At 52.6% G+C, this 14,788-nt stretch carries 16 protein-coding genes and 1 tRNA gene; 7 read left to right on the top strand and 10 right to left on the bottom strand.

Annotation, left to right across the window (positions count from 1 at the left end; translation table 11 throughout):
* Positions 1–114: 114 nt before the first annotated feature.
* The 3 genes from astE to G364_RS0113670 all read right to left on the bottom strand — a co-directional run bounded on the left by astE (position 115) and on the right by G364_RS0113670 (position 3,450).
* A complete protein-coding gene (astE, locus tag G364_RS0113680) occupies positions 115–1,137 on the bottom strand; it encodes a succinylglutamate desuccinylase (RefSeq protein WP_019935715.1) in 1,023 nt (340 codons plus the stop codon).
* 139 nt (positions 1,138–1,276) lie between these two features.
* Positions 1,277–2,917: a phosphoglucomutase (alpha-D-glucose-1,6-bisphosphate-dependent) gene (pgm, locus tag G364_RS0113675; RefSeq protein ID WP_019935714.1), complete on the bottom strand. Its 1,641-nt coding sequence runs from the start codon at positions 2,915–2,917 to the stop codon at positions 1,277–1,279.
* 23 nt (positions 2,918–2,940) lie between these two features.
* Positions 2,941–3,450 carry a replication initiation negative regulator SeqA gene (locus G364_RS0113670; protein WP_019935713.1) on the bottom strand — a complete coding sequence of 170 codons (510 nt, stop codon included), beginning with the start codon at positions 3,448–3,450 and terminating at the stop codon, positions 2,941–2,943.
* Positions 3,451–3,573: 123 nt separating this feature from the next.
* On the opposite strand from G364_RS0113670, the gene G364_RS0113665 reads away from it, so the two are divergent.
* The 5 genes from G364_RS0113665 to G364_RS0113645 all read left to right on the top strand — a co-directional run bounded on the left by G364_RS0113665 (position 3,574) and on the right by G364_RS0113645 (position 6,482).
* On the top strand, positions 3,574–4,338 hold the full coding sequence (locus G364_RS0113665; protein ID WP_019935712.1) for an alpha/beta fold hydrolase: 765 nt from the start codon (positions 3,574–3,576) through the stop codon (positions 4,336–4,338).
* Between the two features lie 56 nt (positions 4,339–4,394).
* On the top strand, positions 4,395–4,616 hold the full coding sequence (locus G364_RS0113660; RefSeq protein ID WP_019935711.1) for a DUF2788 domain-containing protein: 222 nt from the start codon (positions 4,395–4,397) through the stop codon (positions 4,614–4,616).
* Between the two features lie 3 nt (positions 4,617–4,619).
* Positions 4,620–4,904, top strand: coding sequence for a LexA regulated protein (gene ybfE, locus G364_RS0113655; RefSeq protein ID WP_019935710.1), 285 nt, complete (start codon positions 4,620–4,622; stop codon positions 4,902–4,904).
* 43 nt (positions 4,905–4,947) lie between these two features.
* Complete coding sequence (gene fldA, locus G364_RS0113650) at positions 4,948–5,475, top strand: flavodoxin FldA (protein ID WP_019935709.1); 528 nt, start codon at positions 4,948–4,950, stop codon at positions 5,473–5,475.
* 98 nt (positions 5,476–5,573) lie between these two features.
* Positions 5,574–6,482, top strand: a complete 909-nt coding sequence (locus tag G364_RS0113645; protein ID WP_019935708.1) for a L,D-transpeptidase family protein — start codon at positions 5,574–5,576, stop codon at positions 6,480–6,482.
* A gap of 89 nt (positions 6,483–6,571) precedes the next feature.
* On the opposite strand, the gene G364_RS0113640 is transcribed toward G364_RS0113645, so the two are convergent.
* Together G364_RS0113640 and G364_RS0113635 are read right to left on the bottom strand one after the other, a co-directional pair.
* Positions 6,572–6,814 (bottom strand): LPP leucine zipper domain-containing protein, encoded by a 243-nt coding sequence (locus G364_RS0113640; RefSeq protein WP_019935707.1) that lies wholly within the window; start codon positions 6,812–6,814, stop codon positions 6,572–6,574.
* A 128-nt stretch (positions 6,815–6,942) separates the two neighbouring features.
* Positions 6,943–7,416, bottom strand: a complete 474-nt coding sequence (locus G364_RS0113635; RefSeq protein WP_026344918.1) for a DUF4442 domain-containing protein — start codon at positions 7,414–7,416, stop codon at positions 6,943–6,945.
* A 146-nt stretch (positions 7,417–7,562) separates the two neighbouring features.
* On the opposite strand from G364_RS0113635, the gene fur reads away from it, so the two are divergent.
* Positions 7,563–7,994 (top strand): ferric iron uptake transcriptional regulator, encoded by a 432-nt coding sequence (fur, locus tag G364_RS0113630; RefSeq protein ID WP_019935705.1) that lies wholly within the window; start codon positions 7,563–7,565, stop codon positions 7,992–7,994.
* Between the two features lie 37 nt (positions 7,995–8,031).
* Here fur and glnS read toward each other — a convergent pair whose 3' ends face one another.
* The 5 genes from glnS to phbB form a co-directional block, all read right to left on the bottom strand.
* On the bottom strand, positions 8,032–9,696 hold the full coding sequence (gene glnS, locus G364_RS0113625) for a glutamine--tRNA ligase (RefSeq protein ID WP_019935704.1): 1,665 nt from the start codon (positions 9,694–9,696) through the stop codon (positions 8,032–8,034).
* Between the two features lie 155 nt (positions 9,697–9,851).
* Positions 9,852–11,630 (bottom strand): class I poly(R)-hydroxyalkanoic acid synthase, encoded by a 1,779-nt coding sequence (gene phaC / locus G364_RS0113620; protein ID WP_019935703.1) that lies wholly within the window; start codon positions 11,628–11,630, stop codon positions 9,852–9,854.
* Positions 11,631–11,733: 103 nt separating this feature from the next.
* Entirely contained in the window at positions 11,734–12,069 is a 336-nt protein-coding gene (locus G364_RS0113615) for a phasin family protein (protein ID WP_019935702.1), read from the bottom strand.
* A 13-nt stretch (positions 12,070–12,082) separates the two neighbouring features.
* On the bottom strand, positions 12,083–13,297 hold the full coding sequence (locus tag G364_RS0113610) for an acetyl-CoA C-acetyltransferase (protein ID WP_019935701.1): 1,215 nt from the start codon (positions 13,295–13,297) through the stop codon (positions 12,083–12,085).
* Between the two features lie 30 nt (positions 13,298–13,327).
* Positions 13,328–14,074 carry an acetoacetyl-CoA reductase gene (gene phbB / locus G364_RS0113605; RefSeq protein ID WP_019935700.1) on the bottom strand — a complete coding sequence of 249 codons (747 nt, stop codon included), beginning with the start codon at positions 14,072–14,074 and terminating at the stop codon, positions 13,328–13,330.
* Positions 14,075–14,708: 634 nt separating this feature from the next.
* Here phbB and G364_RS0113600 point away from each other — a divergent pair.
* Positions 14,709–14,784 (top strand) — tRNA-Asn (locus G364_RS0113600).
* The last annotated feature ends 4 nt before the right edge of the window (positions 14,785–14,788 follow it).

The raw sequence follows: 14,788 nt of genomic DNA, 5'->3' as shown, positions 1-14,788 counted from the left end.
TTGTGTTTTTTGCATTCCACCTTTCAGCACCTGAATGATTACACAGGCCAACACCAAAAATCTACATTTTGTTCACAAAAGTATAATGAGCATCAAAGAAACGGCTTTCAGTCACTATCTCAGAGGTAAGGTAAACGAAGATACCGGTACTACCATCAAGGCTGCACGTTGTCCGCATGCCACACTGGCATTGGGAAACACCACGGCTTCCCGCTCCTGCTGAACATGCCACTGCTGCTGCTGATCAGTCGCCAGCAAGACACCTTGTTCAAACTCGGTGAAATTGGATACACCATTGTTGAAACAAAGGGCAAAGTCATCGGTGTTTTTAACAATCTCCTGACTCACGGCAAACACGTCCAGATGCTCTGGTGTGAGTGGTGGTGGCTGCCAGCCAGGCTCAGAGATCAATGCTTCAAGGCATTGATTAAGTGCGGTCAGCCGGGTCAGATCATTGTCACCAAAAGGCATTACCTTGCCCAGCTCAAGGGTAAAGGCATGGGCATTGAACCGGTGCGCACTGAAACAGCTGAAGGTGGTGGTAGGCTCGTGAGCCAGTAATACCGTATTAATGCCGGCAGCCTGCAACAACGCCAGCTGAGCCCGACTGTAAGGTGCGCCATGCAAATAAGGATACACGGCAAACTTTTCCCGCTGTGAAGGCCGAATGGCAGTATGCAAGTCGTAATGCAGCCGCTCTGCATGCTCTCGCACCGAAAAAAAGCGGGTCACATAGCTTTCCAGCAACGCAGCCCGTTTACGCTCCTGATTCACCTCATTGCCCTCGGCATGAGCGCCGGAAAACAGCCGGTTCAGGTTTTCATCCAGTTCACGTACCGCGGCATTCATCGCTGCCGGATTGCCAAAAATAAACAGCACTCGCTGGCGGCAGGTCAGCTCGCCACTGATCAGCCTGTGCAGCAACGCCTCGCACAGCTCAATGGGCGCGGTTTCATTACCGTGAATGCCGCAGGAAATAATCAAATCACGACCAGCCGGGTTGTCCGGCTCCAGACACAGGACGCCGGTATCCCAGATCTGGGCTGCAGTGCCGCAAGGCAGCGAATATACTGAAGGGGATAAATACCAGGGGTGCTGTCTGCTGAGGGCAAGAAAGTCATCAAGAGCATTAGTCACAGATACCTCCAAAAATCCATTTTATTGCCAGACATCTTAATGCAATAAAACACGATTTCAGTATCAATGTCTAAGGATTTAGGGGTCTACCCCACATAATAAAGTCAAAAGCCGGCGCTGATCAGCGCCGGCTGCAAATTTATACGCCAGCCTGAGCAAACACCTCACTCACCAAAGCCCGTGCTTCGGTGATCAGCTGATCCAGGTGAGCTTCACTGCGAAAGCTCTCGGCATAAATTTTATATACCTGCTCGGTACCACTGGGGCGGGCGGCAAACCAGCCCTGCTCAGTGACCACCTTTAAACCACCAATGGCTGCCCCGTTACCCGGCGCACTCGTCAGGCGGGCGATAATGGCATCGCCGGCCAGGGTGTCGGCCTGCACGTTTTTCGGCTGAAGCGCACTGAGCACTTTCTTTTGGGCATGGTTTGCAGGCGCATCCACCCGCCGGTAATGTGGCCGGCCCAGCTCGTCGGTCAGCATGGCATAATACTGGTGGGGTGTTTTACCGGTTACCGCCAGTATTTCTGCCGCCAGCAGTGACGGAATAAAACCGTCTTTATCCGTGGTCCAGACATCGCCGTTTTTACGCAAGAAAGAGGCACCGGCACTTTCTTCCCCCACAAAGGCCAGCTTGCCGGCCATCAGGTGTTCTACATACCATTTAAAGCCGACCGGCACTTCCATCAGCGGACGCTGCAGACTGGCTGCCACCCGGTCGATAATGGATGAAGACACCAGCGTCTTGCCCACCGCCAGACTGACGGACCACTCGGGTCTGTGAGTAAACAGATAGTGTATGCACACCGCCAGATAATGGTTCGGGTTCATCAGACCATCGGCATCCACTATGCCATGGCGGTCATAATCGGGATCATTACCACAGGCAATATCAAACTCATCTTTCAGCGCCAGCAAACGGGTCATGCTGAAGGGGCTGGAGCAGTCCATACGGATTTTGCCGTCATGATCCAGCGGCATAAAGCCAAAGTCGGCATCCTGGCGCTCATTTACCAGAGTAATATTCAGGCCAAAACGTTTGGCAATGTGCGGCCAGTAAGCCAGACCCGAGCCACCCAGCGGATCCACGCCAATACGAATGCCGGCCCGGCGAATGGCCTCCATATCAATGACCTGATCCAGCTGCGCCACATAGGCATTCACATAATCATGAGGCACCGCCTGCTGCCGCGCCTGCTCACAGGGCTGGCGAGTGACGCCGGCATTGCCTTCGGCCAGCAGCGCATTGGCTCGTTGCTCAATGGCACCGGTGGCCTCGGCACTGGCAGGACCACCGTCGGGGCCATTATATTTAATGCCGCCATCCTGCGGCGGATTATGGGACGGTGTGATCACTATGCCGTCGGCAAGCGCCCCACCTGCGCGGTTAAACTCCAGAATGGCATGAGAAATCACCGGTGTAGGGGTATAACCGCCGCCCTGCTGCACCCTGACTTCAACGCCGTTGGCGGTTAATACTTCCAGTGCTGCGCCAAAGGCTGCTTCCGATAACGCATGGGTGTCCATGCCCAGAAACAGCGGCCCGCTGATACCCTGCGCCCGGCGATACTCTGCCACCGCCTGACAAATGGCGTAAATATGCGCCTGATTAAAACTGGCATCCAAAGAAGAACCACGATGGCCGGAAGTACCAAAGGCCACACGTTGTCCCGGCTGGCTGACATCAGGGGTACGCTGATAAAACGCGGCCATCAGTTTGGGAATATTAACCAGATCCGCAGGCTGTGCAGGCTGGCCTGCGCGAGGGTGCGTGCTCATGTTGATTACTGTCCTTGATATGTTCAGATGCTTTGGCTGACCCGCTCAATCAGGCCGTGGGCATAGCCCATAGCGGCCATCAGCTGAGTCACGATATTGCGTTTGCGGCCGGTGTTGGTATTGGTTATCACCCAATAAGGGCTGCCATCAATGGCTCTGGGCTTGGTCGTGTTGCCCGCCGCCAGCAAGGCAGCTTCCGAGTCGGCAAAATAGATACGTTTGCGCCCCTTGATATCTGAGGCCTGAGCAAAGGCAGCCGGATTATCCCGGTACAATACCGACAAAATCGTCATAAAACGTTCAATAGCAGAATCTTGCGCAGCCAGAGTGCCGGCGTCGAGCATACGGCGTACGCCCTCTCCCTGCACACCCGCCGGGGCCGGCTCCGCGCTGGGTTCGGTTTTTTGGCTTTCCAGTTTCAGTAAACGGCGCAATATGTCCGAGGCGCTCTCTCCGATATGCCGGGTATTACTGGCAATGTAACGGTAAAGCTCTTCATCCACCTCAATGGTTTTCATCATTTTTTCAGGCATATCCACTCCCAGTGAAGAGTGGCTGATTATACATGTTGCAAGGGTCCGGCCCAAGCGGGTTGCGCCCATGCCCGGCTCGGGCAACAATATTGCCCTCTTTTGACGCAACAAGGCGCACGCTTCATGCAACTGAATTATCGACGCCAGGGCAGCGGTATGCCGGTGATACTGGTACATGGCCTGTTTGGCAGCCTTGACAATTTAAATGGTCTGAGCCGGGCACTGACACCACATTTCGATGTTATCTCCGTCGATCTGCGTAACCATGGGCTGTCACCCCGCAGTGGAGAAATGACCTACTCCGCCATGGCGGAAGATCTGCTGGAACTGAGCGCACAGCTGCAGCTGGATACGCCTGCCATGGTGGGGCATTCCATGGGCGGCAAGGCCGTGATGATGGCCGCCGGACTGGCACCGGAACAGGTACGCGGTCTGGTGGTGGCCGACATGGCACCGGTGGCCTACCGTCAGGCCCGCCATCAGGAAGTATTTGCCGGTCTGCAGGCGGTCATGAACGCCGGCTGCCAGACCCGCAAGGAAGCCGATGCGGTGCTGGCACAACATGTCAGCATGGCCGGTGTGCGCCAGTTTTTGCTGAAGTCGTTCAGCAATGATGAACATACCTGGCGCTTTAATGTTACCGCCCTGCACCAGGCCTACGCCAACATTATGAGCTGGCCCGGCCTGCCGGCACCTTTTGAGGCACCGGTACTGTTTATTAAAGGCAGTGAGTCAGACTATCTGCTGCCTGAGCACCAGCCCGAGGTGCTGGCTCAGTTTCCGCAGGCTCAGGCCCGGGTTATTCAGGGGACCGGCCACTGGCTGCATGCAGAGAAACCCGATTTATTTAACCGCCTGGTGCAGGATTTCCTGCTTGCTCTCAGTTAACAGGCTTTCTGCCTTTGTGCTATAGTGGCGCCCATTGTTAACGGTCGGTCAACTTTATGTCTTTGGATCAAATTGAGCTGCTGGAAAGCCTGGGGCTGAAACTCTTTTTTGTGGCCATTTTTCTGCTGATCGGACTGGCTATACAGGATGTTCTGAAACGGGGCAATGTGCCCAAGTTTGGCCGTTCTATTGTTTGGCTGGTGCTGTTTCTCGGTTGTGCCGGATTTATCGCCAAAGGCATTATTGAGGCAGCATGGGAAAGTGGTGGTGTGGGCTGAGCCATGGCCAAGCAAGAGGCAGACAGAACCACGCTGGATCTGTTCGCCGACGAACGTCGGCCCGGCAGACCCAAAACCAATCCCCTGCCCCGGCAGGTTCAGCTTAAACTCAACAAGCGTAATCAGCTCAAACGGGATCGTGAACGCGGTCTTCGCCGAATAGAGCTCAAGGTAGATGAGCAACTGTTCAGCAAACTTAACGTTCTGGCCAATGAGCGCCGGCTCAGCCGAGCCGAGCTGATTCAGGCCTTGCTGTTGCAACAACTGGCACAGCAAGAGCAGGAATAGCGCCAGGTTTTACAACACCATTCTCAACAGGTACGGCATAATTATGGCAAGTGTAGGTCTGTTTTTTGGAAGTGATACCGGCAACACCGAAGCCGTGGCAAAGATGATCCAGAAAGAACTGGGTAAGCATCTGATTGAAGTTCACGATATTGCCAAGAGCACCAAAGAAGACATCGCCGGATTTGATTTGCTGCTGCTGGGCATTCCCACCTGGTATTACGGCGAATCTCAGGCCGACTGGGATGACTTTTTTCCCGAGCTTGAGCAAATCGACTTTAACGACAAGCTGGTTGCCATTTTTGGCTGCGGCGATCAGGAAGACTATGCCGAGTATTTCCTGGATGCCATGGGCACCCTGAAAGACATTATCGAGCCTCGTGGTGCTATTATCATTGGTCACTGGCCCACCGAAGGCTATGATTTTGAAGCCTCTCGCGCCCTGGTGGACGATGCTCACTTTGTAGGACTTGGCATTGACGAAGACCGTCAGCCCGAGCTGACCCAGGAGCGGGTCAAGGGCTGGTGTAAACAGGTATATGAAGAAATGTGCCTGAAAGAGCTGGAAGGTTAACGCGACAGCTCGGGTCTTTAAGGGATGCGCCGGGCGCATCCCTTTTTTGTTCAACAAGGGTATGATCCCGGTACACATCACAGTAAGAGAATTACGTCATGAAACTGTTTAGTGCCATTCTGCTCAGTATGCTGCTGCCTTTCACGGCAGCACAGGCGGCAGTACGTCCGCTTCCTCTGCCTGCCGACAAGGGGCAGCCCGTGGGGCAAATTCTTATTCATACCACTCAGGAGGGTGACACGCTGGCCGGGCTGGCCCGCTATTATGGCGTGAGTCCTATTCTGATGATGGCTGCCAACCCTGATCAGGATCTGCTGCTGCTGCGCCCCGGTGACAAAGTGGTGATCCCCAATCAGATGCTGCTGCCCAGAGCCGAAACGCAAGGGATTGTGATCAACCTGGCGGAGCTGCGCCTGTATTATTATCCGGAAAACGAAGATCAGGTCTATGTGTTCCCCATCGGTATTGGCCGGGTGGGCCGCGCCACGCCTGAAATGGTGACCTCTATTTCCCAGATGCGGGAAAACCCGACCTGGACCCCGACCGCCAATACCCGCAAGGAGTATGCCGCCAAAGGAATCCCTTTGCCGGCTGTGGTTCCTGCCGGCCCCGATAACCCACTGGGTGAATATGCCATGCGCCTTTCTTATGGCAGCGGTGAATATCTGATCCACGGTACCAATGATCCGCTGGATGTGGGTCTGCGCTCCAGCGCCGGCTGCATTCGTATGTATCCGGAGCATGTCGAGTGGCTGTTTGCTCAGGTCGACAAAGGCACGCGCGTACAGATTGTGAATCAGTCACTCAAGATAAGCACCGATGAATACGGCCAGACTTTTGTGGAGTCTCACGAGCCGCTTACTCCGGAAGGACACAAAGATACACGCCCGGTAGATATCAGCGTACTGGAGCCCTTACTGGAAAATGGCCTCGACAGGGCAACACTGGAGCAGATTATCGGTCAGCAGCAAGCGACGCCTCAGTTGGTTGGACAAAGCCTGTATTGATATAACGGGCAGCCAGTCTGCCCGTTAAGGCATTACCAATAAAAAAGGCCTGACTTACGTCAGGCCTTTTAAATATTCGCAGGGTAATGTTACTTGGTGTAACGACCCATCTGATCCAGACGAGAGTTGGCGCGGTCGGCAGAAGCGCGGGCTTCGGCAACGTCGGCAGCCAGACGGTCAATCTTGGCAGCGTTAGACTGCTGACCCTGTTGAACAGCCTGTACGTCCTGAGACAGCATGTCCAGTTTCTCTTCCAGAGCAGTAGTGGAGCTACAACCAGCCAGCATCAGGGCACCAACAACACCACCAACCATCATCATTTTATTACGCATTACATGCTCCTTGTTTTTAATGGGAGTCAAAAAGACCACTAAGCAAGCTAAGTATGAACGAAGTTCACCACTAACCGCAAATTATTTTATAGACCATGACATTAGGAAATTTTGCTTAACATCATGATTCAGCGTTTGTTTGCCGCTTTTTTACGCACGTAGAGGGTACGCTCTACTTCGGCAACCAGTTCTCCGCTTTCATTGACAATATTAATACGAAACTCCGGAAAATACTTACCACCGCCCGCCGTGCTACGTCGGATTTCGTCGAGTCTGTCACGATTCAGATAAACTTCTGCATAAACACGACCTCGTCCGGGCTTTAAAAACGTAATACGAGACGCCCTGTCCCATACCTGATAACCAGGCCCCAGCGTGGCCATCAGCATCATGGAGTACAACGGATCTGTCATCGAAAACAGACTGCCGCCATACTGAGTCCCGTTGGCATTTTTATTCCACCAGCGTAAAACCAGTGACGCACGGCAGTAACTGTAGTCACGACTGATATGCTCAAGCCGAATGCCCGCCCCCCAAAAAGGGGGCCACAGATTCATTAAGCGGCGCAATAGCCAGGGCCGGGAAAGGATAACCGTTACCATTTACTGTTACTCCGCGCCGTAAAAGTACTCAAATGATAACCCTTATATGACGGTTTTGTCACCGCCCGGGAATTCGGGTTGCCTTTGAAGGCAGGAAGACGCAGAATTAACACTAATACCCAAATGAAATGTGAATCGTTGATTTTATGGCCGATAACAATCAAGCACTGAAGAAAGCAGGACTCAAGGTCACACTCCCCCGGATCAAGATTCTGGAGTTGTTACAGCAACCGGATACCCAGCATGTCAGTGCGGAAGAACTCTACAAATTGCTCATCGACCAGGGCGAAGAAATTGGTCTGGCTACCGTTTATCGGGTACTGAACCAGTTTGACGATGCCGGCATCGTTACCCGGCATCATTTTGAGGGTGGCAAGTCTGTTTTTGAGCTGGCTACCCAGGAACATCACGATCATCTGGTCTGCCTTGACTGCGGCAAGGTTATTGAATTTCATGATGAAGTCATTGAAGAACGGCAGCGCGTTATTGCCGGCCAGTTTAATATCAAGCTGACCAATCACAGCCTTTATTTATATGGTCACTGCAATAATGACGAATGTAACCATAACGATGAATAATTAAAAAAAGCCGCAGTGACTGCGGCTTTTTTTGTTGTTATGCGCCTTCCTTGCTACCCCAGGAATCACGCAATGCAACAGTCAGGTTAAATACCAGCGCGTCAGACTCGCTGTCACGGCAGAAGTACCCTTCACGCTCAAACTGATACGCATGTTCGGCACTCGCACTGGCCAGAGAGGCTTCAACCACAGCGTGTTTGAGCACCTGCAACGAGTCCGGATTGAGGGCTGCCTCAAAAGACTCAGCGGCTCCGGGGTTGGGAATGCTGAACAAACGATCGTACAGGCGAACCTCCGCCGGTACACCGCGAGCAGCAGAAACCCAGTGGATCACGCCTTTGACCTTTCGCCCGTCTGCCGGATCCTTGCCCAGAGTATCAGGTTCGTAGCTGCAGTAAATGGTGGTGATGTTACCGTCGTTGTCTTTTTCCACACGTTCGGCCTTGATCACATAGGCATTGCGCAGACGCACTTCCTTGCCCAGTACCAGCCGTTTGTATTTCTTGTTGGCCTCTTCACGAAAGTCTGCCTCATCAATGAAGATTTCACGAGTAAACGCCAGCTCACGCTCCCCCATTTCAGGTTTGCTGGGATGATTGGGGGCTTTCAGTGTTTCTTCATGGCCTTCAGGCAGATTTTCAATGATTAATCGTACCGGACGCAGCACTGCCATGGCACGAGGTGCATTTTCATTGAGATCATCACGAATACAGGCCTCAAGCATCCCCATCTCTACCGTATTGTCTTGTTTGGTCACCCCAATACGACGACAAAACTCACGAATGGCAGCGGGTGTGTAACCGCGACGGCGCAGACCGGAAATGGTGGGCATACGCGGATCATTCCAGCCTTCCACATGGCCGTCGGTCACCAGCTGGTTAAGCTTGCGCTTGGACATGACGGTGTATTCCAGATTAAGCCGGGAAAACTCATACTGGCGCGGATGACAGTCAATGCTGATGTTATCGAGCACCCAGTCATAGAGGCGGCGGTTGTCCTGAAACTCAAGGGTACAAAGAGAGTGGGTAATGCCTTCCAGCGCATCGGAAATGCAGTGGGTGAAGTCGTACATGGGGTAAATGCACCACTGATCACCGGTCTGGTGGTGGTGGGCAAAACGCACCCGGTAGATGACGGGATCACGCATCACCATAAAGGAAGACGCCATATCGATTTTGGCCCGCAGGCAGGCAGTGCCTTCCTTGAACTCACCGTTGCGCATGCGCGCGAACAACGCCAGGTTTTCTGCTACCGGCCGGTCCCGGTACGGGCTGTTGCGGCCCGGACTGGTCAGGGTGCCACGGTATTCGCGGATCTGCTCGGGGGTAAGCTCATCCACATAGGCCAGGCCTTTTTCAATCAGCTCAACGGCATAACCATACAATTTTTCAAAGTAGTCGGAGGAGTAACGAATATCGCCGCTCCACTCAAAACCCAGCCATTGTACGTCGCGCTTGATGGACTCGACATATTCCACGCTTTCCTTTTCGGGGTTGGTATCATCAAAGCGCAGATTACATTTGCCCTGATAGTCTTTGGCAATGCCAAAGTTCAGACAAATGGATTTCGCATGGCCAATGTGCAGATAGCCGTTGGGCTCCGGTGGAAAACGGGTCTGCACCGCCTGATGCTTGCCGCTGGCCAGATCTTCATCAATGATCTGACGAATGAAATTGCTGGGACTGTGGTCCGCCTGACTCATTCAATGCACCTCGAAAGTGGAAAATGGTGAAATAGCGTAAAGTCTCCATGATCCATGATTCCGGCACAGTGCTCAATAGCACCGCCACTATATTGCTGCCAAAAGTAAAAAAGCCGCTCGAAAGCGGCGTTAACTGATGATAAAGCAGACAGGCGTTATCCTTCTACCGGCAGCGTTTGCTGTACATAGCGGCCCGGTGCCGGCATCAGCGGCGGGCATTCCTCATTGCCAACATCACGGGCCGGCACCGGTTTGCCCAGATGCGGAGTGACCCACTGCTGCCAATGCGGCCACCAGGAGCCACTTTCCCGTCGGGCCGCAGCCAGCCATTGATCGGCAGACTCAAAACCCTGCTCGTTTAGCCAGTAGCCGTACTTATTCCTGTCAGGCGGATTAACCACACCGGCCACATGACCAGACTCACCCAATACCAGAGTTTTGTCTCCGCCCAGCAGACCAGCGCCTTTAAAGGTAGCATCCCACAGCGCAATATGATCGTCTTTGGTAGACAGAAAATAACTGGGCGTCTCAACCTTGGACAAGTCTACGCCAAAGTTACCGACTTTTACTTCACCCTTGCCGAGCTTGTTATCAAGATAGAGATCCCGCAGCAGAAAACTGGCACAGGTAGCACTGAGGTTGGTGCTGTCACTGTTCCAGTACAGAATATCAAACTCGGTGGGCTCTTCGCCTTTCAGATAGTTATCAATGTAATAGTTCCAGTAGAGACTGTTTTCTCGCAGCAAACTGAAGGTCACTGCCATCTGGCGGCCGTCAAAATATCCCTGAGCATCGTTCATCTGCTCCATGGCACTGACCACGGGGTCGTTAATGAAAACCCCTACTTCTCCCGGCTGAGTAAAGTCGAGCAGTGTGGTCAGGAAGGTAGCACTTTTGACTCTGGGCTTCATGCGCCGGGCTGCATACAGCGCCATGGTGCTGGCCAGCAGAGTACCGCCAATACAATAACCGATAGCATTGACTTCCTTTTCGCCAGTGATGCGCTCCATTACCCGTATGGCTTCCATGGTGCCTGAATTGATCAGGTCCTGAAAACCAATACTGGCCTGCTCTTTGCCCGGATTTCGCCAGGACATCAGGAAGACCGTATGCCCCTGATCCCGCAACCAGCGCACAAAGGAATTTTGCTCTCGCAAATCAAGAATATAGAACTTGTTGATAAAGGGCGGTATCACCAGCAAGGGGGTTTTGTGCACCTGACTGGTCGTGGCCTGATACTGGATCAGTTCGAAAATATCGTTACGAAATACCACCTCACCGGGTGTGGTGGCCAGATCCTTGCCAAGCTCAAACGCCGACTGACGGGTCATGCGAATTTTAAGCAGGTTGGCACTATTGGCCAGATCTTCCTGAAACAGATGAATCCCCTTGACCAGGTTGGCACCTTTTTCCTCCAGGGTACGGTGCAGCAACTCCGGGTTACTCCAGATAAAGTTGCTGGGTGACAAGGCGTTAATGGTCTGGCGGAAAAAGAAGATAAGACGCTGGCGCACCGGATCAGGCAGTCCTTCCACTATCTCCAGGGTCTGCATTAATGAATTGGAAAAATGCAGATATGACTGGCGCAGAAAATCAAAATTAGGATCTTCCTTCCAGCCCGCATATTTAAAACGGCGATCGCCGGGCGGATCGGCAATCACACTGTCAGCACTGCGGTCAATCGCCCGTACCATGCTGTTCTGACAGATGGCCAGCTGGCCCTGCCACCACTGCATCTGCATTTCCATCAGCCGTACAGGGTTACTGGCCACCACATCATAAAAAACCTTCAGATCCTCTGCGTTCACCCGGGACAGCGCCTGAGTAACAAGGTTATCTCCCAGGCTGGACTTCTGAATATCGGACCAGACAGTTTCGTTCCAGGCAAAAAACTGACGAACCGGATCACTGCCTTCAAATATATTCTGCTGCATTATTTCCCCTCCCTGCATGAAAAGGCCACAGCCGTATTGTACAAACAGAAAGGGGCCGCCATGGCCCCTTTCCCTTGTTAAACAAGCACGGTCAAGATAGGGCTCAGGCTTTGTTGGCCTTGGCAGCCAGTTCATCCAGACCCGCTTTAAACTCCTGGGCCAGCTCAGACAGCTTTTTACCGTCTTCCATCATTTGCTGACTGATGCGGGTCATGGTTTCCAGCTGTTTGGAACCGCAGGTAACCAGGCCCTGAACGTCTTTAATCTGGCTGTTAATCTGCAGCTGCGCCAGACCAATGTCAGCATACTGACGAGCGGCTTCCAGCTGCAGGTTGGTAAGCGCAGTGAAGTTTTTGGCGACCAGCTGATTGTACTGATACAGAGGACCAAAGGTTTTTTCGGTCTGATCGTTAAAGGTTTTGAAAATGTCCGTGTACATAATGATGTCCTTATTAAGAAACTGACTTCAGAATTACCGCTGTACCCATGCCGCCGCCCACGCAAAGGGACGCCAGCCCCAACTTGCTGTTGCTGCGCTGCAGCTCATACAGCAGAGTGACCATAATACGGTTGCCGGAAGCACCCAGCGGGTGACCCAATGCAATGGCACCACCGTTCTTATTGGTTTTTTCAAGCAGCACCTGCTCGGCGATGTCGTGCCGGGCTGACAGCTGACGCACCACGCCCAGTGCCTGACCGGCAAAGGCTTCGTTAAGCTCAAAGCGCTCTATGTCAGCCAGCTTAAGGCCGGCTTTGTCCAGCGCCTGAGCAATGGCAGGCACCGGGCCCAATCCCATGATCTCGGGATCGATACCGCCCTGGCCGTAACTGACGACCTCTGCCAGTGGCGTCAGGCCCAGGCGCTCAACAGCAGACTTGCTGGCCACGATAATGGCACTGCCGCCGTCATTGATGCCGGACGCATTACCGGCGGTGACCGAGCCACCATCACGCTTGAATGCCGGGCGCAGCTTGGCCAGCGCGTCGGTGGTTGTGCCGGCCTTGGGATATTCATCGGTATCAATGCTCAGCACTTCTTTGCGGGTTTTCACTTCCACCGGCACAATTTCATCTTTAAAGAAGCCTGCTTCAATGGCTGCTACCGCTTTTGACTGGCTGGCAGCGGCCAGTGCGTCCTGCTGTTCACGGCTGATATTTTCCTGTGCCACCACATTTTCGGCGGTGACTCCCATATGATACTGATTGAATACGTCGGTCAGACCGTCGCTCAGCAACAGATCGGACAGTGTCATGTCACCCATCTTCTGACCATTGCGCAGATCGCCTTTCACCACATGAGGAATCTGCGACATGTTTTCACAGCCCGCAGCCACCACCACCTCAGCGTCACCGGCTTTAATATGGGCACAGGCATCCATCAGGGTTTTCATGCCGCTGCCACACACCATGTTCAGGGTGTAGGCAGGAATACCGGCGGGAATGCCCGCTGTCATGGCAGCCTGACGTCCGACCCCCATGCCCTGACCTGCGCTGATCACGTTGCCAACGATTACTTCATTAACATCATTACCGGACAGCTGCGCCTGCTCCAGCGCACCTTTAATGGCGGCCGCTGCCAGATCGGCAGGAGAGACGGTTTTAAGTGAGCCCAAAAAGGCACCGATGGGCGTGCGCTTGGCGGCAACAATATATACTGGTTCAGACATGACTTTTTCTCCGTAAATAAAAATACAGCATTACTGCATGTACAGGCCGCCGTTAACAGACAGGGTTTCACCGGTAACATAACCGCCATATTCGCCAGCCAGATAAAGTACAGCCCCGGCCACTTCTTCGGTGGTGGCAAGACGTTTAAGCGGAATAGTGGCTTTAATAGAGTCCAGCACGTCTTCACGAATGGCAGTTACCATGGGCGTGGCAGTATAACCGGGGGCCACGGCATTAACGGTCACACCAAAACGGGCTCCCTCAGCGGCAAGCGCCTTGGTAAAGCCGATCATGCCGGCCTTGGCCGCAGAATAGTTAGCCTGACCAAACTGACCTTTAAGACCATTTACAGAAGAAATATTAATAATGCGGCCACTGCCTTGTTCGCACATATTGTTGAAAATTGGCTGTGTTACGCTGAACAGACTGTTCAGGTTAGTGTCCATTACCTCTTTCCATTGATCCCACGACATTCTCTTGAAGGTGGCATCACGGGTAATGCCGGCATTGTTGACCAGCACATCAATGTGACCCATTTCGCGTAAGGTATCAGCAAGTACTGTCGCTGTGGCTTCATGATCGGCCACATTCAGCGCCAGCAACTTGATATCCTGACCGGCCAGGCCTTCATCCTGCAGCCATGCAGCAGCTTGCTGCTCTTTGCCCGGACGGTGAGTAGCCAGTACTTTATAGTCATTATTTAAAAATAAACGACATACTTCTGTACCAATTCCGCCAGCTGCACCGGTTACCAACGCGATTTTTTTGTCGGTCATGAACACTCTACTCCATGTATATACAATAAAAAGAAAGCAAAAATTAAAATTGTGTACATTAACGGCCAGCTTTGCCGACAATGACATCAACACATTCGTTTTCCAGGTACCGCACCTGAACCAGCTCCATGCTCAGGTATTCACACTATACCCTTATTGTTATGACAAATGCATTAAAATAATGGCTGCCAGCAAATGCAATCAGCAAAAAGGATAAGTCACAGCGGCAAGTTTATCTGCAGGCATCAAATTTATAACTTTAAAGTCAGAATAATAAAGCGTTAAATAGATGCATGATAATTTTTATGACAATTTTATTACTCACTGCCTGTCAGGCCGGCTATTTTCTGGTTTTTTTTATTAAAACAGGAATGTAAAATTTACATAAATTTTACATTCAAAAGGTTCGCAGCGTTAATACTCTCTTCCGGGCCTGCCGCCTGGCGCTGCCAAGCCGCTGTCTTCTGTGTGGTCTGCTTTAAACTCGAACAACCATTGCCCCACGCCGTTGACTTTTAAGCCGTTTCGATCACATTTTCAGCAAACAAACTGATTACTCAGGGAAATTGCGTTTCGGTGTTGACAGCTTTCAGAGCAGCCTTTAACATGCGCCTCGCATTGAAGAGATGCCTCTTCCCCCTTAGTTCAGTCGGTAGAACGGCGGACTGTTAATCCGTATGTCGCTGGTTCAAGTCCAGCAGGGGGAGCCAGTTT

This window comes from Oceanimonas smirnovii ATCC BAA-899 (genome assembly GCF_000381965.1).
GTDB lineage: Bacteria > Pseudomonadota > Gammaproteobacteria > Enterobacterales > Aeromonadaceae > Oceanimonas > Oceanimonas smirnovii.
Note: the sequence above shows the minus strand (reverse complement) of the source record. Positions and strands in the feature narration are given on the sequence as shown.